The organism is Bradyrhizobium denitrificans (assembly GCF_013179005.1).
GTDB classification, from domain to species: Bacteria; Pseudomonadota; Alphaproteobacteria; order Rhizobiales; family Xanthobacteraceae; genus Bradyrhizobium; species Bradyrhizobium denitrificans.
This window is the reverse complement of sequence record NZ_JABFDP010000022.1, coordinates 110,331-132,765: the sequence shown is the minus strand read 5'-3', so window position 1 is coordinate 132,765 and position 22,435 is coordinate 110,331. Positions and strand designations below refer to the sequence as shown.

Sequence of the window (22,435 nt, the reverse complement as noted above, 5' to 3'; positions counted from 1 at the left end):
CCCGTCTGTCACCGGATCAAGATTGTGAGCACTGTCGCCCCGGGCGGCTCACGGCCGCCCCGGGCGGTCGGGATCAGGCGACGACGCCCATGATGTCGGACTCCTTCATGATCAGGAGTTCCTCGCCGTCCAGCTTGACCTCGGTGCCGGACCACTTGCCGAACAGCACGCGGTCGCCGACCTTGACGTCGATCGGGATCAGCTTGCCGCTCTCGTCACGGCCGCCGGGGCCGACGGCAACGACTTCGCCCTGCGAGGGCTTTTCCTTGGCGCTGTCGGGAATGATGATGCCGCCCTTGGTCTTCTCTTCGGCGTCGATGCGCTTAACCACGACGCGGTCGTGCAGGGGACGAAACTTCGATTTGGCCATGACGGGTCCCTTTTGGGATGCTTCGATAACGGTTGCTGGCGGAGGAAATCTGAATGCGGCCACATTTGGCGCCAACGTGGTGCCAACTGACTCGCGGCTTTAGCAATCGTGCCCTCCGAGTGCTAAAGACCGTCCGGGGAAATATGGCTTGCCGCCGATCCTGTCAAGCAAAGGCGGACGGTTAAGCGCTTCTTGAGGCTGTTAGGGGATGTTGTCCTAGCCAAGACATGTTAGTGGAGCGGCGTCGTCATCCGACGTCGTTGCTCTTGCGTGCGTTTTGCGCTTGGTTGCCAGACGGGGCGGCCATGATCTTGTTCCTAAGGGGATGCCATGACGAGTCCACGGTGCGTGCGGCCGGTTGCCAATCTCGCGATCGCGTCGGCGCTCACGATGTTTCTGGGAGCGTGCGCAGGTGGCTTCAACCTGTCGCCGTCGACCCCCGCGGCGCCGCCGGAGATGGCGGTGGAGCCCGAGCGGCCCGCGACGATCCGTCCTGACGAGATCGTGGGCAAATGGGGCCTGGCCTCGTATCAGAATCCGAACGATCGGGCGCGCACTGAAAAGATGGCGCTGGCTCAATGCAAGCAGCCCTACACGATCGGTCCCGGCACGGCCGGCGGCGTCGTGATGCACCTGGCCGACCAGGCGACCCCCCAGGAGTTGCGGCTGAAGGGCTCTGCCAGCGGCAAGAATTATATCGGTCCCGAAGGTCCCCCCGGCGGCGAGCAGGACCGCGAGGTCATTTCCTTCGATGGCCGGGTCCTGGTCACCCGGTTCGTCGACAAGGATGCCGGAACGCGTTACGGCAACATGGTCTATGTGCGCTGCGGACCGCGGGCCTGACAATCCGTTCCCATCGTGCCGTTCCCATCGTGACTGATGAACGAAAAACGCCGGCGCGAACGCCGGCGTTTTTTGTGAGGCGCACCTGCCGGAGCCTTCGCTCCAGGCGCGGCCGCAAGCTTAGTTGAACATCGCGTCGATATCGTCCTGCGAGGCGTGGCCGACATCGCCTTCCGCCTTCGGGCCGTTCAGCAGCCTGGCGTCGCCCTCGCGTGTGTCGACGATCGGCGGCACATGCGCCTTGATGGCGTCGACGCCGCCCCAGATGTCCATCATCACCACGATGTGGTGCTCGATGAACTTCATGGTGGTCATGACCTTGTTGATGCGCTGGCCGGTCAGGTCCTGGAAGTTGCAGGCCTCGAAGATGGAGACCACGCGCTCCTGGATCTCTTCGCTCAGGATCTTCTGCTGATCCGCCGAATCCACCTTGCCGAGCGCGCTGGCGGCCTGGTCGATGGCTTCCGCGGCTTCGAGGATCTGCTGGGTCGCCTGTTCGGTGCCGCCGACGACGGCGCCGAGCTCGCCGTTGACCTTGGCCATCTCCTCGCCATTGAAGCTCTTGGCATGGAGGGTCGCGATCTCGCCCTTGGTGCGATTGATCGCATCGTGGATCAGGTCCAGTTCGACCTTCAGCTTCTCGCACTGCTCGATCTGAGCGCGATAGGTCTCGAGCAGCGCGCGCGCTTCGGCGACCTCGCGGGCAGCGGATTCTTCGATGGCGGCGTTGGCCGTGTTGCTCCCACCGCTGCGGATGGCATTGGCCATCTGGGCGCGGATGGCGCGGAGTTCGTCCATGATTTCCTTGTGGTTGGGGCCGATCTCGCCACCCACGAAGTCTGGCTCCGGCATATGGCCGACGATTGCTTCTTCGATACGGAAACGCTTGCGAACCGGCATGAGAGTATCCCTGACCTTCTACTGCGCTCAGTTCTACTCGGATGCTATTTAACATCGCGTTCACGGCAGGAACCCGATCCCGCAACGCTCGCGTGCGCTATGCATCAACGATTAACCATGCGTCTCCGCCCTTCACGCAAAATAAACGCTAGCGATCGAATCCGCCCTCATCTGCGTCGATGGTGAATCCAGGCGGCGCTATCGTTTACCAAAGCGATCGGGTTTTGCTCTTTATTGACGATGCGCGGCCGATCTCGGGGTCTTCCGCGCGACGACAGTCTCCAGACGAAACAGTACAGAGTACGTCGATGTTCAAATCATTCTCCACGGCGCTGCTGGCCGGCGCATGCTTTTTCTATGCGGGTCTGGATCGGGCCGCAGCGCAGGGATTTCAGCAGCCGACGGTGATCTATAGCGGCCCGCCGCAGCAGACGGCGCCGGTGCGCACCGCCTATGTCGAACGCTCGCGCATGGGTGGCGGCTTCATCGAATTCCTGTTCGGCGATCCGCAGGGCGGCCGCGGCGCTCAGCCGATGTACCAGCAGCAGCCGTCCTACTACCAGCCGCAATATCCGACGGCGCCCGGCAGGGCACCGCAGGCAGTGCCGGACGAGGAGGCCTATGAGCAGACCCAGCGGCCGCTCGACCCGAAATACGAGAAACAGATCGTTGACTATGATGGCAAAGAACGGCCGGGCACGATCGTCGTCGATACGCCCAACAAGTTCCTTTATCTGGTGCAGGGGGAGGGCAAGGCGCTGCGCTACGGCATCGGCGTCGGCCGCCCGGGCTTCACCTGGTCGGGTGTGAAGACGATCTCGGCGAAGCGGGAATGGCCGGACTGGACCCCGCCGCCTGAGATGCTGGCGCGGCGGCCCGACCTGCCGCGGCACATGGAAGGCGGCCCGGAAAATCCGCTCGGCGCCCGCGCCATGTATCTCGGCTCGTCGCTCTACCGCATCCATGGCTCCAACGAGCCGTGGACCATCGGAACCAACGTATCGTCCGGCTGTATCAGGATGCGCAACGAGGACGTCATCGATCTCTACGGACGCGTGAATGTCGGGACCCGCGTGATCGTGATCTAGACGAGCGTTTCCTTAGAATCCGACGGCCCGTGCTGGTTTGAGCTCTCGTCGTCTGCAACGCTGTCATGCTCGGCGAAGGCGGAGCATCCCGTATGCCGCGGCAGAAGGGATCGAACTGAAACGTCGCGGCGTACTGGATCGTCCGCCTTCGCCTTCGCGGACGAAGACAGCGGGGGTCCATACGTCCATATCAACGGGACCAAGACTTTGGAAACCGTCGTCCAGAAGCATCGATCGTCTAGTGTGACGGTCACCAAGCAAGAGGCCGCCCTCGGGGGCGGCCTTCGTCGTTCAAGTCCTGGCGCAGGACGATGACGCGTCACGCATAGTCGCTGCCGCCATTGTCATCGTTGCCGTAACCGTCGTCGGCGTCGAAATCGGCGTCGTCGCCATTGCCGCTGTCGTCGTAGTTCGCCTGATCGAACAGGCCGGCCCGACCGCCGCCGTCGCCCGAACGGCCGATGTCGTCGACACCGGCGTCGCGCGCCAGCGAGCCACCCGACTGGTCGCTCCACGGGTTGGCGCCACCGCCACGCTCCTCGATGATGGTCGTGTCACCGAATGCCTGGTGCGAACCGCCACCCATCATCGAGCGGATGCCGCCGAGCAGCAGGGAGCCGCCGACCATGCCGGCCGCCGCCGCCGCCGCGGTCCCGAGGAACGAGCCGCCTCCGCCGCCGAACATGCCGCCCCGCGGCTGGCCGAAACCGCCTTGATCATAGGGGCCGGGCTGACCGGGATAGCCGGGCTGTCCCTGATAGCCCGGAGGCATGGCCTGGCCGTTGTTCCAGACCGGGCGGCTCGGGGCCGGCGGCGGAACGTTGGGAACGGAGCCGCGGCTGCTGGCCGAGCCGAAGATGCTGTCGCGCATCGAATCGAGGAAGCCGCCGGACTGAGGCTGCTGCGCCTGTTGGGCGTGCTGCAACTCCTCGATCCGCGCATTGGCGCGTTTCAGAGCCTCGTCCTGGACCAGGACCGTCTGCACCAGCGCATACACGGCGTTTGGAGCCCGCTGCAGCGCCTGGGAGATCGCGGCGGCCGCGTCCGGGTCACGCGGCGCACTCTCCAACTTGGCAAGCCGGTCGAACAGTTCGTCGATGAGTTGGCGTTCTTGCGGTGTCATGTGGTTCTCCTGTCGCTTGCCGGTTCCAGCGAAGCGCGGCCAAGATTTAGGGGGACTTTGTGGTCCGGCCAGCCGGGCCGTGGATTAAATTTCCGTGGGCGATTTTCCCCATGCGACAAAGCGTCATTGGAATAGCGAGGACTTGGGAGTTGCGAAGGACTCGCGACGCCGGCGCCACTTTGCTGCGAAAGGGAACGCTGTTCCGCGCGGTTTTGTTCGTCGCCGGAATGAAGATCTGGTCAGGCCAGCGTCACCCCGCGTCGCTCGAGCAGGTCCGGAAAGTGCTCGCCGGCGAGATAAGCGTGCTCATGCTCCCGTTGCACCGTCAACGGATCGAGCTCGATCAGGACGTCGTCCACGAAGCCAGGATGGCACATGACGAGCCCGTTCTCGGGCAGGGCGGTCAGGAAGCCGTCCATCAAGGCGCCGAAGTCCGACGCTTTGGTGAAGTCGTAGGCGCCCGCAAAAGCGGGGTTGAAGGTGATGTCGACGCGCTTGGCATGCTTGCGGAATTGCGCGCTCAGCGCGTCCAGCAGCAGGGCCTTCGGCGCCGTCAGTCGCGGCATCAGCGGCCCAGGGCGGCCGCCCTGGCGGACCCAGGCCGATGGCGCGGCGTCCTTGACCGCCGCGAGAAAGCCCTCGCGCACCTGCGGATACAGCTGCGCATGCTGGTGACCATCGACGAAATCGGGGGCGCGGCCGAACAACTCGCTGAAGGCGGCAAGCTGGACCATCACCTCGGCGCGGATCATCTCGGGATCGAGCCGGCGGGTCACCCCGGCGCGTAGCAGCTTTGGAAAGGGCGGAAACATGCCGCCCTCGGCAGGCCGGAAATGCATCGTCAGCGGCCGGAACGGCGCTGTCAGCGTCACGTGCAGGCCGATGGCGCAGCGCGAACTGTCGGCCGCGACCTTGGTCAGCTCCGTCACCTCGTCGCGACCGATCGCTGCGCCGACCATCATCACCGAGGTCGCGTTGAGACGCCCACGTCCGATCAAGTCGCGGATGGCGCGATTGACCCCTGGACTGATGCCGTAATCATCGGCGCACAGCCAGATGCGCCGGTGCGGCGCCCCGCTCATTCGGCGGCAGTCCTTTCGGCGCCGTCGCTCCGCGTGTCGAGCGCGGCGCGCTTCTCGCTGTGCTCGGCGACGAAGTAGATCGGGCGCGCCTTCAGCTCCGAGAGGATCTTGCCGATATACTCGCCCATGATGCCGATCATGATCAGCTGGACGCCGCCGATGGTCATCAGGCCGACCATCAGCGAGGGATAGCCGGGTACGGACTTGCCGGTGGTCAAGGTCTCCCAGAGAATCGACAGACCAAACAGGAAGGCCGCCGAGGCGAGCAGGATTCCCAGCAGGCTGGCGAAGCGCAGCGGCGCCACCGAGAACGAGGTGAGGCCCTCGATCGACAGGCCGAGCAGGCTGGTCACGTTGAACCTCGTGACGCCATGGGCGCGTGCCGCAGGTTCGTAATCGACGCGGATTTGGCGGAAGCCGATCCAGCTCGCCAATCCCTTGAAGAAGCGGTTGCGCTCGGGCAGCTGGCGCAGCGCCGCCACGGCGCGCGGCGACAGCAGGCGGAAGTCGCCGGCGTCCTCCGGGATCTTCTGCCGCGCGCCCCAATTGATCAGCGCATAGAAGCCGTGCACCGCGACCCGCCGTAGGAACGGTTCGTTGTCGCGGTGCGCCTTGGCCGTGTAGACGACGTCATAGCCGTCCTTGATCCAGTGCGTGACGAGCTGCTCGACCAGGGCCGGCGGATGCTGGCCGTCGCCATCCATGAATAGCACGGCGCCGCGGCGGGCATGATCGAGGCCGGCCATCAGCGCCGCCTCCTTGCCGAAATTGCGCGACAGCGACACCACCTGAACGTCGAGCGCGTCGGCCTGCAAGGTGCGCGCGATGGCGAGCGTGTTGTCGCGGCTGCCATCGTCGACATAGACGAGTTCGCAGGCGAGGCCGAAGCGCTGGCGCAGCGTGCGGGCGAGGTTGTTCAGCCGCTCGTGCAGCGCCGTCAGTCCCGCGCCTTCATTGTAGACGGGGATAACGATCGACAGGCCCTGCGACGCGGCATCGGCCGCGGTCGTGGTCAGGTCGGACACGTCAGTTCCCAGCATCGCTCAGAGTCCTCGTTCGCCTACCAACATATGGTAGCAGCCGCCGCCTGTCGCTACGATGAACGGCGATTTATGATCGCAGGAAGGCCTCGAGGCGGGCAAACAGCGGATTCTCGCGGTCGAGCACGTAGTCGAGCGAGGCGACCGATACGGTCTCGGCCCCGTGCGCGCGGAGGAAGCTGCCCAGCGCGTAGATTTGCGCTGGCGGACAATGCAGGGTCAGCATGCCTGACGACGTTGGCCCGCCGAACGGCGCCACGACGCCGAACCGGTTGTGGGCCTCGGTCAGCATTGCTGCGTCGCACCCTTTGAAGCGTGTGCGCACCTCGCGGTACTTGCTGGCACGGGCGCGGGCATGGATGTGGTCGAGAATGATCCGGGCGCTCTCGCGCGGTCCGTCGGACCAGTCGGCATCGCGGGAGGCGACGAGATTGGCCTGGCTGCGCAGGATCACGCCGTCGTCCAGCACCTTCAGCCCGTTGGCGGCCAGCGTCGAGCCGGTGCTGGTGATGTCGACGATCAGCTCGGCCGTGCCGACCGCGGGAGCGCCCTCGGTCGCGCCGGCACTCTCGACGATGCGGTAATCGACGATGCCATGGGCGGCAAAGAAGCTGCGCGTCAGGTTGATGTATTTGGTGGCGACCCGCATGCGGTGATTGTGCCGGGCGCGAAAGCCGGTGGTCACGTCATCGAGATCGGCCATGGTGCGAACGTCGATCCACGCCTGCGGCACGGCGACGACGACATTGGCGCCGCCGAAGCCCAGCGTATCGATCAGCAGCACGCGTTTGTCGGCGTCCGGAATGCTCTCGCGCACAAGATCCTCGCCGGTCACGCCGAGATGCACGCTGCCGCGCGCCAGTTGCGAGGCGATCTCACTCGCGGACAGATAAGCGATCTCGACATTGTCGAGGCCTGAGATCGTGCCGCGATAGTCGCGCGCGCCGCCCGTCTTCGACAGGGTCAGGCCGGCGCGTCCGAAGAACGCTTCCGCATTTTCCTGCAGGCGCCCTTTGGACGGAACGGCGACGACGAGAGGGCCGCTCATGATGCTCTCCCACGCTGGGTCGTGCGGTGACTGCTGCCCTGGGCGAGACCCTCGACCCAGATCGAGAAGCCGACCGCGGGGATCGGTGCCGCCGCGCCGAGCCGGCTCAGCAGCCCGTCATAGCGGCCGCCGGCGACCAGGGGCTCGTCGCCGCCATTCTTGCGGTGCAATTCGAACTCGAAGCCGGTGTAGTAGTCGAGGCCGCGGCCGAACGCCGTGGCGAAGCGCACCTGACCGAGGTCGATGCCGCGCTTGGCCATGAGATCGACGCGCGCCTCCAGCGCGTCGATCGCGCTGGCGATGTCGAGCTTCGCGTCCGCGGCGAGCGCGCGGAGCTGTTTGACGGAGTCTATCGGATTGCCGGCGATCGCCAGGAAGCGCTTGATCGTGTTGAGCGCGTCGCGCGGCAGGGCGCCGCCTTTGAGGGTCGATTGTTCCAGGAAGCGATCGGCGATCTCGGCCACGGTGCGGCCGCCGACGGCGGTGGCGCCGGCGATCGACATCAGGTCGGTGACGAGGGCCAGCGCCGCCTTGCGATCCGAACCGGCGAGCGCGGCGAGGACACCCTCATATTCGTTACGCGTCGCTGCCGATGCGACTGCCAGGCGCTCGAGATCCTGTTCCAGCGTGACTTTGCGGTTGAAGTCCTTGATCAGCCGCCGCCGCCACACCGGATAGAGGTCGAGGGCGTCGATCAAGGCGGTGAACAGCGCGACATCGCCGGTGCGGATCTCGACCTCGGCGAGGCCCGCCGCTGCCGTCGCTTCGATCGCCAGCGCCAGCATTTCCGCGTCCGCGGCGGGCTGATCCTTGCGGCCGAACGACTCGATGCCGGCCTGCAGGAACTCGCCGGGGCGGCCGCTACGGTATCTAAATACGGGGCCGAGATAGCTGAAGCCCGCGGGATGGCCGGCGCGGGCGGAGGCCAGATAGTCCCGCGCCACTGGAATGGTCAGGTCGGGGCGCAGGCAGAGCTCCTCGCCGCTCGCGTCGGTCGTCAGGTAGAGGCTCTTGCGGATGTCTTCCCCGGACAGATCGAGGAACGGTTCGGCTGGCTGCAGAATCGCCGGCTCGGCGCGGTCATAGCCGGCCTGGGCGAACGACTGCAGCAGCGTGTCGGCCCAGGCGGCGGGGCCGGTTGAAGCGGGTCCGGTCATCTCGATCTGGTTCCACTCGGGGTGAGCGCCGCCCGGCGGGCAGCGGCAGCCCCTTAGCATGGCCATTCCGCGGTTTCGACCATGAATGGGCGCGGCGGACGACAATTGGGGACGGGCCTTAACGGCTCTGACTGCGCCAATCGCCCAAAGTGGCCTGGATCAGGGCGAGGGCAGCCACCCCCGCAGTGTCGGCGCGCAGGATGCGCGGCCCGAGCGCGACCCGGAGTACAAGTGGCTGCCGCAGCAGCAATTCCCGCTCCTCGCTGGCAAAGCCGCCTTCGGGACCGATCAGCAGGTCGATGCCGGCGTAATCGCTGCCGCCGCGCAGCGCCTGCAGCGGATCGGCGACGTCAGCCGCCTCGTCGCAGAACACGAGCAGGCGGTCCGGCGGGCGCTGCGCCAAGAAACGCTCGAGCGACACCGGCTCACGCACCTCTGCCAGGCTGAGGATGCCGCATTGCTCGGCCGCCTCGATGACGTTGGCGCGCATGCGCTCGCCGTTGACGCGGGACACCTGGGTGTGCCGTGTGATCACCGGCGCAAGCGACGAGACGCCCATTTCGACCGCCTTCTGGACCATGTAGTCGAGCCGCGCGTGCTTCAGCGGCGCGAAGACATAAGCGAGGTCGGCGAGCCGGTCTTGTGGCCGGGTCCGATGCTCGATCGTCAAGCTGTCGGGCCGCTTGCGGCCGCCGATCAGACCCTGCCATTCGCCGTCGCGGCCGTTGAAGACCAGGACGCGGCCGCCGGCGCCAAGGCGGAGCACATTGCCGAGATAGTTGCTCTGGTCGCGGTCCAATTCGACATGGGCGCCGTGCTGCAGGGGCGCATCGACATACAGGCGCGGCGCGTTGAAGTCGTATTCGGGCATGTTGCTTCGACCGTGAAGAAAAGGCGTCCCTACCAGCGCCGAAGCAGGCGGATGACCCGCGCCCGGCCGCATTGGCGATGGCGCCTTTTGGCCGCGCTGTCGACAGATTTTACCGGTTGGATCGGCAGCGACGTGGTGGCCGTCCGGTGTTCGGACGCGATGTCCCGGCGGCGTCCGGGACGCCTTGGCGAGGAGAACAGCCGGTGATCGACAAGAACTGGACCTGGGCGTTCGCCGCCATCATCGCGCTCACGCTCACCGGGGCCTGTCGCGCCGACGACAAGGCGGTCGCGGGGCAGGCGGGGGCGGCCACCCCGCCGCGGGCCGCCGGCCCCGGCGGGCCGGCCACTGCCGGCTTTCGCCCCCCTGAAAGCTGCTTGAAGGAGTTTACGCCGCTGCGGGACGAGACAGCCCGCCGCGCCAAGCTCATCAAGGCGGCGACCGAGCGTCGCTTTGCGCCTGGCGAGGCCTGCCAGCTGGTCCATGAGTATGAGCTGGCTCAGACGAAGATGATCGATTACGCGGTTGCACATGCCTCGACGTGCGGGATTCCGCCCAAGATCACGGATCAGCTGAAGGCCAATCACGAAAACACCCTGGCCGTGATGCGGAAGGTCTGCACGGCGACGTGATCCGGAGGCGGCTTGTTCCGGCGATGCCGGGATGGGATTGTCGCTGACGACAGGTCGGAGCCGGATTCTGCGTAGAGTTCGCAACTCTGCGGTTCGCTCCGCCCAGGACGAGGAATCTGTGGCCATTCTGAGGCGGAGCTGCGTCCCTGCGCCGCAGAGGTGACAAACTCCGCGGTTGTGCCAAGCGGGCGGGAATCGTAAAAGGCCCCGGATCGGATCGTGCTTTCGTCCGGAAGTTTTGAGGAACTTTGGTCTTGCCGGAGAACCAGCCCTTGATCGCCCGCCATTCGTTGCTGTCGCTTGCCGTGCTGATCGGCCTCTGCTCGGGGCCGGCGCTGGCACAAAGCGCATTCCCGGCCTTGCCGGGTGAATCCCGCCCTGCCGCCAATAACAGCTCGGCCTTTCCACCGATCGGTGGCAGGCCTGCCGCGCCGGCGGCGGCGCCCACCGCCTTTCCGAGTACCGGAGCGCCGGCGTTCGGCAGCGGCGGTGGTGGTTTCCAGCCGCCCGCCATGGCCGCGCCCCAGGGCGGTCCGCCGGACAACTGCATGAAGGAATTCATCCCGTTGCGCGAAGAGGCGGAGCGGCGCGGCAAGCTGATCAAGGCCGCGAGCGACCGCAAGGCCTCTCCGGATGAGGCCTGCAAGCTGATCGGAAATTTCGGCAAGGCCGAAGTGAAGATGATCAAATATGTCGAAGCGCATGCTGCAAGTTGCGGCATTCCGCAGCAGATCGCAGAACAGCTGAAGACGGGTCACAAGGGTACGGAAGCCCTTGAGAAGAAGGTTTGCGCCGTGGCCGCCCAGATGCAGACGCGGGGCAGCCCGGCCGCGCCCAGCCTGAGCGATGTGCTGGGGAGCTCCGCCGCGCTGCCCGAAGCCAACACCGGCAAGAAGGGCGGGTCGGCGTTCGACACCATGACCGGCAACGTTCTCACCCGATGAGCGACACCGCCGTCCGCGTTGCTGACGCGACCGGCAATTGGGTCGACACGCTGGCGCCCGTCTGGAGCCGGCCCTATCTGCGGCTGGCCCGCTATGATCGCCCGATCGGATCCTGGCTGCTGTTGATGCCGTGCTGGTGGTCGGCCGCGCTGGCGGCCGGCATGTCGGGACAGCTCACCATGCTGCCGGCCTGGATCGCGCTGTATTTCGTCGGCGCGTTCGCGATGCGGGGGGCCGGCTGTACCTGGAACGACATCACCGACCGCGATCTCGACGCCAAGGTGGAACGCACGCGCTCGCGGCCGATCCCGGCCGGGCAGGTCGGCGTCAAGCAGGCGCTGGCCTTCCTGGTCGCGCAGGCGCTGATCGGCCTGATAGCATTGCTGCAGTTCAACCGTTTCGCGATCCTGACCGGGATCGCATCGCTGGTCATTGTCGCGATCTATCCGTTCATGAAGCGAATCACCTGGTGGCCGCAGATGGTCCTGGGGCTCGCCTTCTCGTGGGGCGCGCTGATGGGATTTGCGGTCGCTTTCGGCCGCCTCGATGCCACGGCGCTGTTGCTCTACGCCGGCTCGATCGCATGGGTGATCGCCTACGACACGATCTACGCGCATCAGGATGCGGAGGATGATGCGTTGATCGGCATCAAGTCGACGGCGCGGCTGTTCGCCGACCGCACGCATCTGGCGCTCATCCTCTTCTACGGGCTGGCCGTGGTCTTGATCGGCGCCGCGCTCGTCACTGCCCACGCTGGCGTGGCTGCCTGGATCGGGCTTGCCGGTTTCGCGGCCCATCTCGGCTGGCAGGTCCACCGGCTCGACACCGCCGATCCGGCGCTGTGTCTGCGCGTGTTCAAGTCGAATCGCGATGCCGGGCTGCTGCTGTTCGCAGCCCTGCTGGTCGACGCGGTCTTGCGCGTACTGTGATCAGTTGCGCGCGATGATCTCGCGTTCGCCGCGATAGATCGACGCCGGATTGAGCAGGTGGCCGACGCGGCGGCGCATCAGGAAACGCGGACGGCGGTCGCGGATCGCGTTGCGGCGACGGCGGCGCGGCGCGGCTTCTCTGTGCGTGTCCTGAAGCTGCGGCAGCGCGAACGTTTCGCTCCACATCGCCCAGGCTGCAGCGATCTCGCTCGGGTCGTCGTCGACGCAGAGAGGGATGGTGAGCGACGGGTCGCGGTGGACGAGAACCAGCATCATCCGCGAGTCGTCGAGCTCGCGAAGCGCGATGCCGAGGAAGTCGCTGACGCGGAGGTTCACGGCCATGCGCATGCCGCTGACGGCACGGCGCAGCACCACGCGCTCCCGGTGCAGTTCGACCTGCCGGATTCCGCCATCGGCACGGGTATCGTGCGCGCTGAACGAGACGGGCAGGGAAAGAGGGTCGAGCCGCACGGCGCGGCCCGACCCTGCGGAATGGCTTCCGCCTGTTGCTGTTTGACGCCTCACGGCTTGGTCTCCCCGCCGGGATTATGTTCCCGGTCGATGCGTGAGACCTTGCCACGCACCCCGCCCGTTTCAGCTTAAGAAGCCTGGTTAATCAGCGGTGACGCATGATCCTCTTACCGTCATGATTGACAAGCGCTTGCCCCGCATGATTGACGAGACCTTGCCGATTTGCCGACAATCCGACGTGCCGTCCGCCTGCCTGCTTGAAGTCGGCGTGAACAGGCCACATTTCGTTTGGATTGAGTCGTCCTCGTCGCCACCAGACATCGATCGGAATTTGTTCGTGACCTCTTCCCCCTCAGCTCCTGCTTCGTCGACCTCCGTTCATTCCGATCTTCTCGATCAGTCCGCGCTCACGGCGCTCGCCCAGCGGCTGGTCGAGGCTGCACGGAAGGCCGGCGCCGATGCCGCCGATGCGATCGCGGTGCGCGGCGTTTCCCAGGGCGTCGAGGTCCGCGACGGTCGTGTCGAGGAATCCGAACGCTCCGAAGGCGACGATGTCGGGCTGCGCGTCCTGGTCGGCAAGCGCCAGGCTGTGGTGTCGACCAACGACGTCAGCGGCGACGGTGTGGCACGGCTGGCGGAACGGGCCGTCGCCATGGCCCGCGTGGCGCCCGACGACAAATATGTCGGCCTCGCCGATCCCGCGCTGCTGGCCCGCAACATTCCCGAGCTCGACCTTCTCGATCCGCAGATCCCTGTGATCGCCGAGTTGGAGCGGCGTGCCCAGGAGGCGGAAGCTGCGGCGATGGCGGTCAAGGGCGTAACCAAATCGGGCGGAGCGTCGGCTTCGGCCGGCATCGGCGGCATGGTGCTGGTCACGAGCGACGGCTTTCATGGCGCGTATCTGCGCTCAAGCCAGAGCATCTCGACGACCGCGATCTCCGGTGAAGGCACCGGCATGGAGCGCGACTATGACTACACGGCGGCGCCGCACGGCGCCGATCTGCTGGCCCCGGCGGCGGTCGGCCGCAGCGCCGGTGAGCGTGCCGTGGCGCGCGCCAATCCGCGCAAGGTCGCGACCTGCCAGGTGCCGGTCGTGTTCGATCCGCGGGTGTCCGGTTCGCTGGTCGGCCATCTCGTCGGCGCTATCAACGGCGCTTCGATCGCGCGCAAGACCAGCTTCCTGAAGGACAAGCTCGGCGCGCAGCTGTTTGCCAAGGACATCCGCATCATCGACGATCCGCTGCGTCCGCGTGGCCTGCGTTCGCAACCGTTCGACGCCGAGGGCGTCCAGGTGAAGAAGACCGCGCTGGTCGACGATGGCGTCCTGACGACGTGGCTGCTGGATTCGGCGACGGCGCGCGAGCTTGGGCTGGCCACGACCGGGCATGCCCATCGCGGGGTGTCGTCCTCGCCATCGCCGGGTCCGTTCAACCTGCATCTCGAAGCAGGCGTGGTGACGGCCAAGGAGCTCATCTCGGACATCAAGCAGGGCTTCTACGTTACCGACCTGATCGGCTCCGGCGTCAACGGCGTCACCGGCGACTACAGCAGGGGCGCGTCCGGCTTCTGGATCGAGAATGGCGAGATCACCTATGCGGTGAGCGAGGTGACGATCGCCGGTCATCTGTTCGAGATCTTCAAATCGATGACGCCCGCCAGCGACCTGGAGTTCCGCTATGGGGTCAATGCGCCGACGGTGCGCATCGAAGGGTTGACGCTTGGCGGACGCTGAGATCGAGAAACCGGCCGGGACGAACCTTGCGGCGGATGCCGGGCTTCTGAAGCAGGCGGTGCGCGAGGCTGGCGAGCTGGCGCACGCGATGTTCGGCACCGAGCTGCGCAAATGGACCAAGGGGGCATCGTCCCCGGTGTCCGAGGCCGACATGGCCGTCAACGAGCTTCTCGAACGCCGGTTGAGGTCGGCCACGCCCGATTACGGTTGGCTGTCGGAAGAAAGCGCCGACGATTCCGATCGGCTCGACCGGTCGCGGGTCTGGATCGTCGACCCGATCGACGGCACCCGGTCCTTTCTCGCCAGCCGCCAGGATTGGTGCGTGAGCGTCGCTTTGGTCGAGGACCAGTCGCCGATCCTGGCCGCCGTCTATGCCCCTGTCACCAGCGAGTTCTTCTTCGCAGGCCTGGGACAGGGCACCACGCTCAACGACCAGCCCGTTCAGGCCGCCCAGGGGACTGCACTGGACTTTGCGCGCGTGGCGGGCCCCAAACCGCTGGTTGAGAAGCTGGCTCCGCAATTTGCCCGAATTGAACTCCATCCCCGAATCGGATCATTGGCGCTGCGCCTGTGTCGTGTCGCGCACGGTGCGCTCGATGCCGCTTTTGCAGGCGGGCAAAGCCGCGATTGGGATCTTGCGGCGGCTCATCTGATCGTGCAGGAAGCGGGAGGTAAAATGACCGCATTGTCCGGCGAGACGATCCTCTATAATCGTCCGGAAGTGGTGCACGGGGTGCTGGTAGCAGCGGGCCGCGACCGACATGCTGATATCGTCGCGCAATACCGCCGCTTACCGCCAGGCTGAACGGCTCCGGATCGCACGCTCCACTCGCCAGCAAGGCGCCGATTAGGAATGGTACCGATGACAGATAGCGCCTCGCAGCAGCTCCTTCACCTCGTGATCGGCGGCGAACTCATCAATCTCGACAAGAACGAATTCAAGGATCTCGACAAGGTCGATATTGTCGGCGTGTATCCGAACTATGCGGCGGCTCACGCGGCATGGCGAGCCAAGGCGCAGATGACGGTCGACAACGCCCATATGCGTTATTTCATCGTCCACCTGCACCGGCTGCTCGATCCCGGTCAGGACGCGAAGTAAGACGCAAAGCTTTCGACTTGAAACATCTCGTCCGTAATATGCTGCGTAGCGGCTGGTTCCAGCGCGCCGTTGGGTTTCTCGCGGCCGAGTACCTGCGCCTGGTTTGGCTCACCAACCGCTTCACCTATGATCCGGCGGATGTCTACGACATCGTCGAGCCGCAGATGCCGGCGATCTTCGCCTTCTGGCACGGCCAGCATCTCCTGACACCGTTCATCCGGAACAAGCCGAGCTACCGCGCCAAGGTGCTGATCTCCCGCCATCGCGACGGCGAGTTCAACGCCATCGCCGTCGAGCGGCTCGGCATCGGAACCATTCGCGGCTCGGGGGACCACGGGTCCTCCTTCCACCGGAAAGGCGGGGTGGGGGCCTTCAAGGAGATGGTGCGCGCCCTGGAAGACAACTATAACGTAGCATCGACCGCGGATGTGCCGAAGCGTGCGCGGATTGCGGGCCTCGGCATCATCATGCTCGCGCGTGAATCAGGACGTCCGATCATGCCCTTTGCGATGGTCACGAGCCGCTTCATCCGCCTGAAGAACTGGGACAGCACCACCATCAATCTGCCCTTTGGCCGCGGCGCATTGGTGGGGATCAAGGAAATCAGCGTGCCGCGCGATGCCGACGCCGCGGCGATGGAGCAGGCGCGCCTCGACCTCGAAGCCACGCTGAACGAATGCATGCGCCGCGCCTATCAGATCGTTGGCCGCCCGGATGCCTGCCCGCCGCCCGTGACGGGGGCGTCCAGTGGCTAACACGCTCCCGATGGCCCTGCGCGTGTACCGCGGGTTGTCCTCGGCGGCGGCGCCGCTTGCGCCGGCCTTGATCAGGCAGCGGCTCAAGCACGGCAAGGAAGATCCGGAGCGGACCGACGAACGCCGCGGCCTGAGCCACGACACGCGCCCGCTCGGACCGCTGGTCTGGATTCACGGCGCGAGCGTCGGCGAGGTGCTGGCGGCGGCGGCGCTGATCGAGCGGTTGCGCGCGCTCAACATCCGCATCCTGCTCACCTCGGGAACGGTGACCTCGGCCGCGATCGTGGCCAAACGTTTCCCGCCGGATGTGATCCATCAATACGTCCCCTATGACACGCCACGTTTTGTGGAGCGGTTTCTGGATCATTGGCGCCCATCGCTCGGGCTGTTCATCGAATCCGACCTCTGGCCCAATCTGATCCTCGCCGGCGCCTCCCGGCGGGTGCCGATGGTCGTGATCAATGGACGGATGTCGCCGCGCTCGTTCCCGCGCTGGCGCCGCATGTCCGGCACGATCTCCGCGCTGCTCGGCCGTTTCGACCTTTGCCTGGCCCAGTCGCAGGCCGATGCCGAGCGGTTTTCCGCGCTCGGCGCCCGCAATGTGATCACGACGGGCAATCTCAAGCTCGATGTGCCGGCGCCGCCGGCCGATCCGGTCAAGCTCGAACGATTGATGGCGATGACGCGCGGCCGCCCGGTGATCGTCGCCGCCTCCACGCATCCGGGTGAGGAGGAGATGCTCATCGCGACGCACAAGGCGCTGTCCAGCGCCTTGCCGTCCCTTCTCACCGTGATCGTGCCGCGGCACCCTCAACGTGGATCCGCGATCGCCGATCTCGTCGCCGGCGCCGGCCTGCAGACAGGCCTGCGGTCGCGCGATGGTCAGCCGCTGGCCGGAACCGAGATTTATGTCGCCGACACGATCGGCGAACTCGGGCTGTTCTATCGGCTGGCCTCCATCGTGTTCATGGGCGGCTCGCTGGTCGAGCATGGTGGCCAGAACCCGATCGAGGCCGTCAAGCTCGGCGGAGCCATCGTCCACGGACCCCACGTCTTCAATTTCGCCGAAGTCTACGAAGCGCTCGATTCGGCGGCTGGCGCCCGTCTCGCCCAGGATCAGGTGGCTCTGGTCCGGCAGTTCAGACATCTGCTGGCCGATCCCGAGGCGGGCAACAGCCTGGTCGCTGCCGGCTCGCGCGTCGTCAATCAGCTCGGCGGCGCGCTGGAGCGAACGATGGCTGCGCTGGAGCCGTATCTCCTGCAGGTCAGGCTGGAGATGGGGACCGCGCGAGATGCGTGAGCCGGCCTTCTGGCACCGGCCGCACGCCTGGCAATCGCTGCTGCTGTCTCCGCTCTCGGTGCTGTATGGCGCCATCGCCGCACATCGGATGGCGCAGAGTGGCCTCGATGCCGGAGTTCCCGTCATCTGCGTCGGCAATTTTCATGTCGGCGGCGCTGGCAAGACGCCGACGGTGCTGGCGCTGTCGGTTCTGCTCCGCGAGCTCGGCGAGCACCCGGTCGTGCTGAGCCGCGGCTATGGTGGCCGGCTGGCTGGGCCGGTGGCGGTCGATCCCGCCATCCACGCGGCCGCTGACGTCGGCGACGAGCCGCTGATGATGGCCGCCCACGTGCCTGTCGTGGTGTCGCGCCATCGCGCCGAAGGCGTCGGGCTGGCGAAGACGCAAGGCGCCAGCGTGATCCTCATGGATGATGGCTTTCAGAACCCGTCGCTCACCAAGGATCTCGCATTGATCGTGATCGATGGCGCGCGCGGGCTCGGCAATGGCAGGGTGTTTCCAGCCGGACCGCTGCGCGCGCCCTTGCCGCCGCAGCTCGCGCGCACCGACGCGCTGATCGTGGTCGGCAGCGGCGCCGCTGGTGAGGCGGTCGCAGCCCGCGTCACCGCAGCGGGAAAGCCGGTTTTCAGAGCGCATCTGCAGCCGGACCCCGAGGTGGTCGCAGCGCTGGCCGGGCGGCCGCTGCTCGCCTTCGCGGGCATTGGCGATCCCCAGCGCTTCTTTCGGACCCTGCGTGCGAGCGGGCTCGACGTCGTGGGCGAGCGTGCGTTTCCCGATCATCATCCGTTTTCAACCGATGAGATCGCCGCGCTGGCCGACAAAGCCAGGCATCAAGGCGCGACGCTGGTCACAACCCAGAAGGATCTGGCCCGGCTTCGCGGCCATCGCATTTTGGGCCGATCGGACCCGGTGATCACGGCGTTTCCTGTGACGCTGCAATTCAGCGATCCGACGGCCTTGCGCAGCTTGGTCGCGCACCGGCTCGCGTCGGCGCGGCAGCGTCAGCCATTCGCCTTGAGCGCGCCGGGATAATGTCGCTGCAGCACCGCGCTCGGCAGCGCATAGGCCTCCTGCAGATCGACGCTCCAATATTTCAGCTCATCGAGCGGGATCCGCGCATCGGTCACGGCGCATCGCACGTAGCTTCCTGGCGAAATCACGCGGAAGTCGCCATCCAGATACTGCACCTGCGCTTCCCCCTGGCCCGAGGGGCCGAACTTGTTGAGCACGTCCGTGATCTCCATCCATGTACGCCGACGAGCGCACGAAGGTCATACTTCGTTGATTTCTAACACAGATGGAGGCCGCTGTCGCTTCCGCAAACCCACTGATTTGTGATGCTTCGGCCGGAAACTCCGTGCTAGCTAGAATTTTGGATCTCTGCCGCTCGTCGTGCCCGGCTGGTTTGATGCGCTCCCTCATCACCGTCCTCTCCCTGCTCTGTGCGGTGATCACCTCAGCCGCTGCGGAGCCATTGCCTGCGCCCGTGGCCATTGAGATCCCGTCCGCCGGCTACGTGCTGCATGCGCAGCTTTACAGGCCGAGCAGTGCGGGACCATTTCCCGTCGTCATCGCGCTGCACGGCTGTGGCGGGCTTGCCGGCCGCTCCGATCCCGTGCTGCCGCGTTACCGCGATTGGGCCGAGGAACTCGTCAAGGACGGCAAGGCCGTGCTGCTACCGGACAGCTACGGCTCGCGTGGCCTGGGACCGCAATGCCGGGTCAAGGAACGCCGCATCAGCGGCCGCCGCGAACGCGTCGCCGATATCGTCGCCGCGCAGAAATGGCTGACCCAGCAATCCTGGGTGATGCCGGATCGCGTCAGCCTGCTGGGCTGGGCGAGCGGCGCGAGCGCGCTGCTGTGGGCCGTGCGGCCGCAATTGCCGGACCATGTCTCGCCAGACTTCCGCTCGGCGGTCGCCTTCTACCCGGATTGCCGCGCGTCGTCGGGGCTCGGCTGGAGCGCACGGGTTCCCACGCTGATCCTGATCGGCGGCATGGACGACGTCTATTCGCCACCGGCCTGCCGGCAGATGATCGATGGTGCGCGGGGCCGCAGCGCGCTGACGCGGATCGTGGTCTATCCTGGCGCCTATCACGATTTCGACCGCGTCAATCTGCCGGTGCATATGGTGGCCGGCAGTGATGCGGCGGCGCCCGAGCGCGGCCATGTCGGCTCCGATCCCGAAGCCCGCGCCGACGCCCAGAAGCTCGTCTCCGACTGGCTGGCGCGTTGATGCTCCAAGCTGTTTGCTGGGGCACGATCTTTCGAAAAAAAACCGATTCCGGCTCTTCCAGTCGGAGTTACGCTAGAACAGGCTGCCTTGATCGGCCGGATCGGGTGAGCGCTTCGCTGCCGCCGGCTTGGTCTCGCGTGCGGTCTTGGGCGGCGCTGCCACTGGTGCCGCGCGGCCGGCAGCGGCCGTCGCTGCGACCACGCCATCGGCGAACTCGATCGAGAGCGCGGCGTTGGGGCCGATGCTTGCGGCCTGGTGCAGCGGGTGACCGGCATCATCGCGGACCAGGGCGAAGCCGCGCGCCAGCACGCTGCGATAGGACAACGCCGCCAGCAGCTGGCCGGCGTGGTCGACGCGCGCCGACAGCCGCGAGATCGACGTCGCCAGCGCGCGGGCCGCGCGATCCGCGAGCCGCTCGGTGCGGTCGCGCTCGCGTGCGATCGCTTGTCGCTTGGCCTGGGCATAAGCGAGGCGAGACGCCTTGAAGCGGGCGTCGAGCGCTTCGAACCGCTCGCGACGCCGGTGCAGCAGCGCCCGCGCCGACAGTGACAGCCGCTCCGAGGACACGATGAGACGATGATCGGCCTGCGCGATCTGCCCATGCAGCACGCGCAAGGTCAGCTTGGCGCTGGCCGCCGCGAACTGGCGGAAATGCACATTGGTGTTGGTCTTCAGCGCGCGCGGCAGGCTTGCCGCGGCCGAATCCAGCCGCTGCCGCGGAATGGCGAGCAGCTCGGCTGCTCCGGGCAGGGCGCGCGCGGCCGCACGCAGTTCGTTGCGGCGGCCCTCCTGGCTGCGCTGCCAGCAGACGCTGACGCGGCGGGCGAGGCTCGCGACCTCCTGCATCAGCTCGCTGCGCACCGGCACCGCCATTTCCGCAGCGGCCGTGGGCGTCGGCGCCCGCTTGTCCGCGGCGAAATCGATCAGGGTCACGTCGGTCTCGTGCCCGACCGCCGAGATCAGCGGGATCATGCTCTCGGCTGCGGCGCGAACCACGATCTCCTCGTTGAAGGACCAGAGGTCCTCCAGCGAGCCGCCGCCGCGCGCGACGATCAGCACGTCGGGACGTGGAATCGGGCCGTCCTCCGGCAGATCGTTGAAGCCGCGGATCGCGGCCGCGACCTGCTCGGCCGAGCCTTCGCCCTGCACCTTCACCGGCCACACCAGCACGTGGCGGGGAAAGCGGTCTTCCAACCGGTGCAGGATGTCGCGGATGACAGCGCCGGTTGGCGAGGTGATGACACCGATCACCTCGGGCAGCCAAGGCAGCAGCTGCTTGCGGGCGGGATCGAACAGGCCTTCGGCGCCGAGCTTGCGCTTGCGCTCCTCCATCAGCGCCATCAGCGCGCCGATGCCGGCCGGCTCCAGCGCCTCGATGACGATCTGATATTTCGAGGAGTTCGGATAGGTGGTGAGCTTGCCGGTGGCGATGACCTCGAGCCCTTCCTGGGGCTTGAAGCGCATGCGGCCGTGCACGCCCTTCCAGATCACCGCCTCGATCTTGGCGCTCTCGTCCTTGAGCGCGAAATAGCAATGGCCCGAGGAATGCGGTCCGCGGAAGCCGGTGATCTCGCCGCGCACCCGGACATGGCCGAACTGGTCCTCGACCGTCCGCTTCAGCGCGGAGGACAGTTCGGAGACGGTAAATTCGGGCGCGTTGGGCAGGGCTTCTGCGGGCGGCATCGATCGCTGATTCGGATTGGGGGAGCAGCTGCCAAGGTAGGAGCTTTCGGTCCCGATCGCCAATCAAGCCGTTGGCTTTTCGATAACTCTGTATTATAGAGTACTCTATATAAGGCCGGGCAGGGAGAGAGGCCATGCGGAAGAGCATCACGATCGTGGGGCGGCTCATTGGCTGGGGCCTCGGCCTCGCCGGGGCTCTGGCGCTGGTTCTCGGCGGCATGATCGCAACGCCGCTGGTGCATCCGCCCGAGCTGAAGTCGATCTCGGAGACCGTCGGACGTGTTGATCGCAGCACCATGCCGGCCCTGCAGCGCTTCAGCGCCCGCGACGGCACTGAGCTCGCTTATCGCCACTATCCGGCACGGGCGACGCCGGTCGGAAAGATCGCCATCCTGGTCCACGGCTCGTCGGGCTCCAGCGTGGCCGTGCATGCCCTCGCCGACGGGCTCGCCGCCCACGGCATCGACACGTTTGCCCCCGACATTCGCGGCCACGGCGGCTCCGGCACCCGCGGCGACATCGGCTATCTCGGCCAGCTCGAGGACGATCTCGCCGACCTCGTCACGGAGGTCAGGAAATCGGTTCCGGCCCAGCCTATCGTGCTGCTCGGGCATTCCGCAGGTGGCGGTTTCGCGCTGCGCGCCGCGAGCGCGCCGATCCAGGACCTATTCGCGCGCACCATCCTGCTCTCGCCCTATCTCGGCTATGATGCCCCGACCAACCGCGACAATTCCGGCGGCTGGGCCAGCCCCGACATTCCCCGCATTCTCGCGCTCGGGCTGCTGAGCCGGATCGGCGTGTCGTGCTGCGAGGCGCTGCCGGCGCTGGCCTTCGCCGTCAGGCCGAACTCCGAGAAATATGTCGCCTCGACCTACAGCTACCGCCTGCTGCGCAATTTCGCGACGCGCGGCTACAAGCCCGATCTCACCGCGGCGAAGCACCCGGTGACCCTGATCGCGGGCGCCGATGATGAGCTGATGCAGGCCGACAAATATGCCGACGCTGTGCATGCGGTGGCGCCCGCCGTTGACGTCAGGCTGATCCCCGGCGTCAATCACATGGAGATCGTGTCGGCGCCGCAGGCCGTCAGCGCGATCGCCGAGGACGTGGCTACGCGCTAGAGGGGTCACG

General features: G+C 66.4%; 24 protein-coding genes. 13 read left to right on the top strand and 11 right to left on the bottom strand.

The features are described 5' to 3' along the window. Positions 1–73: 73 nt before the first annotated feature. The gene (gene groES / locus HL671_RS24640; protein ID WP_008961387.1) at positions 74–370 is read right to left on the bottom strand and encodes a co-chaperone GroES; all 297 of its coding nucleotides are present in this window, start codon (positions 368–370) and stop codon (positions 74–76) included. A 330-nt stretch (positions 371–700) separates the two neighbouring features. Here groES and HL671_RS24635 point away from each other — a divergent pair, with 330 nt between their 5' ends. Then, on the top strand, positions 701–1,213 hold the full coding sequence (locus HL671_RS24635; protein WP_041750455.1) for a hypothetical protein: 513 nt from the start codon (positions 701–703) through the stop codon (positions 1,211–1,213). 120 nt (positions 1,214–1,333) lie between these two features. Here the strand turns inward: HL671_RS24635 and HL671_RS24630 are convergent, their stop codons facing one another. Continuing rightward, a complete protein-coding gene (locus HL671_RS24630; RefSeq protein ID WP_041750456.1) occupies positions 1,334–2,113 on the bottom strand; it encodes a protein phosphatase CheZ in 780 nt (259 codons plus the stop codon). Positions 2,114–2,421: 308 nt separating this feature from the next. Between HL671_RS24630 and HL671_RS24625 the strand changes: the two genes are divergently transcribed. After that, positions 2,422–3,201, top strand: coding sequence for a L,D-transpeptidase (locus tag HL671_RS24625; protein ID WP_012041917.1), 780 nt, complete (start codon positions 2,422–2,424; stop codon positions 3,199–3,201). Positions 3,202–3,520: 319 nt separating this feature from the next. Here HL671_RS24625 and HL671_RS24620 read toward each other — a convergent pair whose 3' ends face one another. The 6 genes from HL671_RS24620 to HL671_RS24595 all read right to left on the bottom strand — a co-directional run bounded on the left by HL671_RS24620 (position 3,521) and on the right by HL671_RS24595 (position 9,522). Beyond that, a complete protein-coding gene (locus tag HL671_RS24620; protein ID WP_041750457.1) occupies positions 3,521–4,324 on the bottom strand; it encodes a DUF2076 domain-containing protein in 804 nt (267 codons plus the stop codon). Between the two features lie 239 nt (positions 4,325–4,563). Further along, entirely contained in the window at positions 4,564–5,406 is an 843-nt protein-coding gene (locus HL671_RS24615; protein WP_172239469.1) for a ChbG/HpnK family deacetylase, read from the bottom strand. Then, positions 5,403–6,446, bottom strand: a complete 1,044-nt coding sequence (locus HL671_RS24610) for a glycosyltransferase family 2 protein (RefSeq protein WP_172239466.1) — start codon at positions 6,444–6,446, stop codon at positions 5,403–5,405. The genes HL671_RS24615 and HL671_RS24610 overlap by 4 nt, the downstream gene beginning before the upstream one ends. A 70-nt stretch (positions 6,447–6,516) precedes the next feature. Further along, positions 6,517–7,494, bottom strand: a complete 978-nt coding sequence (gene hisG, locus HL671_RS24605) for an ATP phosphoribosyltransferase (protein WP_012041921.1) — start codon at positions 7,492–7,494, stop codon at positions 6,517–6,519. Further along, positions 7,491–8,651 carry an ATP phosphoribosyltransferase regulatory subunit gene (locus tag HL671_RS24600; protein ID WP_172239463.1) on the bottom strand — a complete coding sequence of 387 codons (1,161 nt, stop codon included), beginning with the start codon at positions 8,649–8,651 and terminating at the stop codon, positions 7,491–7,493. Before HL671_RS24600 ends, hisG begins: the two co-directional genes overlap by 4 nt. A gap of 118 nt (positions 8,652–8,769) precedes the next feature. After that, a complete protein-coding gene (locus HL671_RS24595; RefSeq protein ID WP_012041923.1) occupies positions 8,770–9,522 on the bottom strand; it encodes a 16S rRNA (uracil(1498)-N(3))-methyltransferase in 753 nt (250 codons plus the stop codon). 203 nt (positions 9,523–9,725) lie between these two features. Between HL671_RS24595 and HL671_RS24590 the strand changes: the two genes are divergently transcribed. The 3 genes from HL671_RS24590 (at position 9,726) to ubiA (ending at position 12,027) form a co-directional block, all read left to right on the top strand. After that, complete coding sequence (locus tag HL671_RS24590) at positions 9,726–10,154, top strand: hypothetical protein (protein ID WP_307769014.1); 429 nt, start codon at positions 9,726–9,728, stop codon at positions 10,152–10,154. 272 nt (positions 10,155–10,426) lie between these two features. After that, positions 10,427–11,098: a hypothetical protein gene (locus HL671_RS24585; RefSeq protein WP_172239511.1), complete on the top strand. Its 672-nt coding sequence runs from the start codon at positions 10,427–10,429 to the stop codon at positions 11,096–11,098. Further along, positions 11,095–12,027 carry a 4-hydroxybenzoate octaprenyltransferase gene (ubiA, locus tag HL671_RS24580; RefSeq protein WP_172239458.1) on the top strand — a complete coding sequence of 311 codons (933 nt, stop codon included), beginning with the start codon at positions 11,095–11,097 and terminating at the stop codon, positions 12,025–12,027. Before HL671_RS24585 ends, ubiA begins: the two co-directional genes overlap by 4 nt. Here the strand turns inward: ubiA and HL671_RS24575 are convergent, their stop codons facing one another. Then, on the bottom strand, positions 12,028–12,552 hold the full coding sequence (locus HL671_RS24575; RefSeq protein ID WP_041750459.1) for a DUF6101 family protein: 525 nt from the start codon (positions 12,550–12,552) through the stop codon (positions 12,028–12,030). It lies immediately after the preceding gene. Between the two features lie 283 nt (positions 12,553–12,835). Here HL671_RS24575 and HL671_RS24570 point away from each other — a divergent pair, with 283 nt between their 5' ends. From HL671_RS24570 to lpxK, 6 genes are read left to right on the top strand one after another with little or no spacing between them, the layout of a single operon-like run. After that, on the top strand, positions 12,836–14,230 hold the full coding sequence (locus HL671_RS24570; RefSeq protein WP_012041928.1) for a TldD/PmbA family protein: 1,395 nt from the start codon (positions 12,836–12,838) through the stop codon (positions 14,228–14,230). 58 nt (positions 14,231–14,288) lie between these two features. Then, the gene (locus HL671_RS24565; protein ID WP_012041929.1) at positions 14,289–15,035 is read left to right on the top strand and encodes a 3'(2'),5'-bisphosphate nucleotidase CysQ; all 747 of its coding nucleotides are present in this window, start codon (positions 14,289–14,291) and stop codon (positions 15,033–15,035) included. Positions 15,036–15,092: 57 nt separating this feature from the next. Next, entirely contained in the window at positions 15,093–15,332 is a 240-nt protein-coding gene (locus tag HL671_RS24560) for a DUF4170 domain-containing protein (protein WP_009031572.1), read from the top strand. A gap of 17 nt (positions 15,333–15,349) precedes the next feature. Next, on the top strand, positions 15,350–16,087 hold the full coding sequence (locus HL671_RS24555) for a lysophospholipid acyltransferase family protein (RefSeq protein WP_172239456.1): 738 nt from the start codon (positions 15,350–15,352) through the stop codon (positions 16,085–16,087). Next, positions 16,080–17,387, top strand: a complete 1,308-nt coding sequence (locus HL671_RS24550; protein ID WP_172239454.1) for a 3-deoxy-D-manno-octulosonic acid transferase — start codon at positions 16,080–16,082, stop codon at positions 17,385–17,387. Before HL671_RS24555 ends, HL671_RS24550 begins: the two co-directional genes overlap by 8 nt. Beyond that, a complete protein-coding gene (gene lpxK, locus HL671_RS24545; RefSeq protein ID WP_172239452.1) occupies positions 17,380–18,417 on the top strand; it encodes a tetraacyldisaccharide 4'-kinase in 1,038 nt (345 codons plus the stop codon). The genes HL671_RS24550 and lpxK overlap by 8 nt, the downstream gene beginning before the upstream one ends. Here the strand turns inward: lpxK and HL671_RS24540 are convergent. Then, on the bottom strand, positions 18,387–18,614 hold the full coding sequence (locus tag HL671_RS24540; protein ID WP_012041933.1) for a DUF2093 domain-containing protein: 228 nt from the start codon (positions 18,612–18,614) through the stop codon (positions 18,387–18,389). The two genes, lpxK and HL671_RS24540, sit on opposite strands and share 31 nt — an antisense overlap. A gap of 179 nt (positions 18,615–18,793) precedes the next feature. Here HL671_RS24540 and HL671_RS24535 point away from each other — a divergent pair, with 179 nt between their 5' ends. Further along, a complete protein-coding gene (locus HL671_RS24535) occupies positions 18,794–19,621 on the top strand; it encodes a dienelactone hydrolase family protein (protein WP_172239450.1) in 828 nt (275 codons plus the stop codon). A gap of 72 nt (positions 19,622–19,693) precedes the next feature. Here the strand turns inward: HL671_RS24535 and xseA are convergent, their stop codons facing one another. After that, a complete protein-coding gene (xseA, locus tag HL671_RS24530; RefSeq protein ID WP_172239448.1) occupies positions 19,694–21,304 on the bottom strand; it encodes an exodeoxyribonuclease VII large subunit in 1,611 nt (536 codons plus the stop codon). Between the two features lie 197 nt (positions 21,305–21,501). On the opposite strand from xseA, the gene HL671_RS24525 reads away from it, so the two are divergent. Further along, positions 21,502–22,425 (top strand): alpha/beta hydrolase, encoded by a 924-nt coding sequence (locus HL671_RS24525; protein WP_172239508.1) that lies wholly within the window; start codon positions 21,502–21,504, stop codon positions 22,423–22,425. Positions 22,426–22,435: the final 10 nt, after the last annotated feature.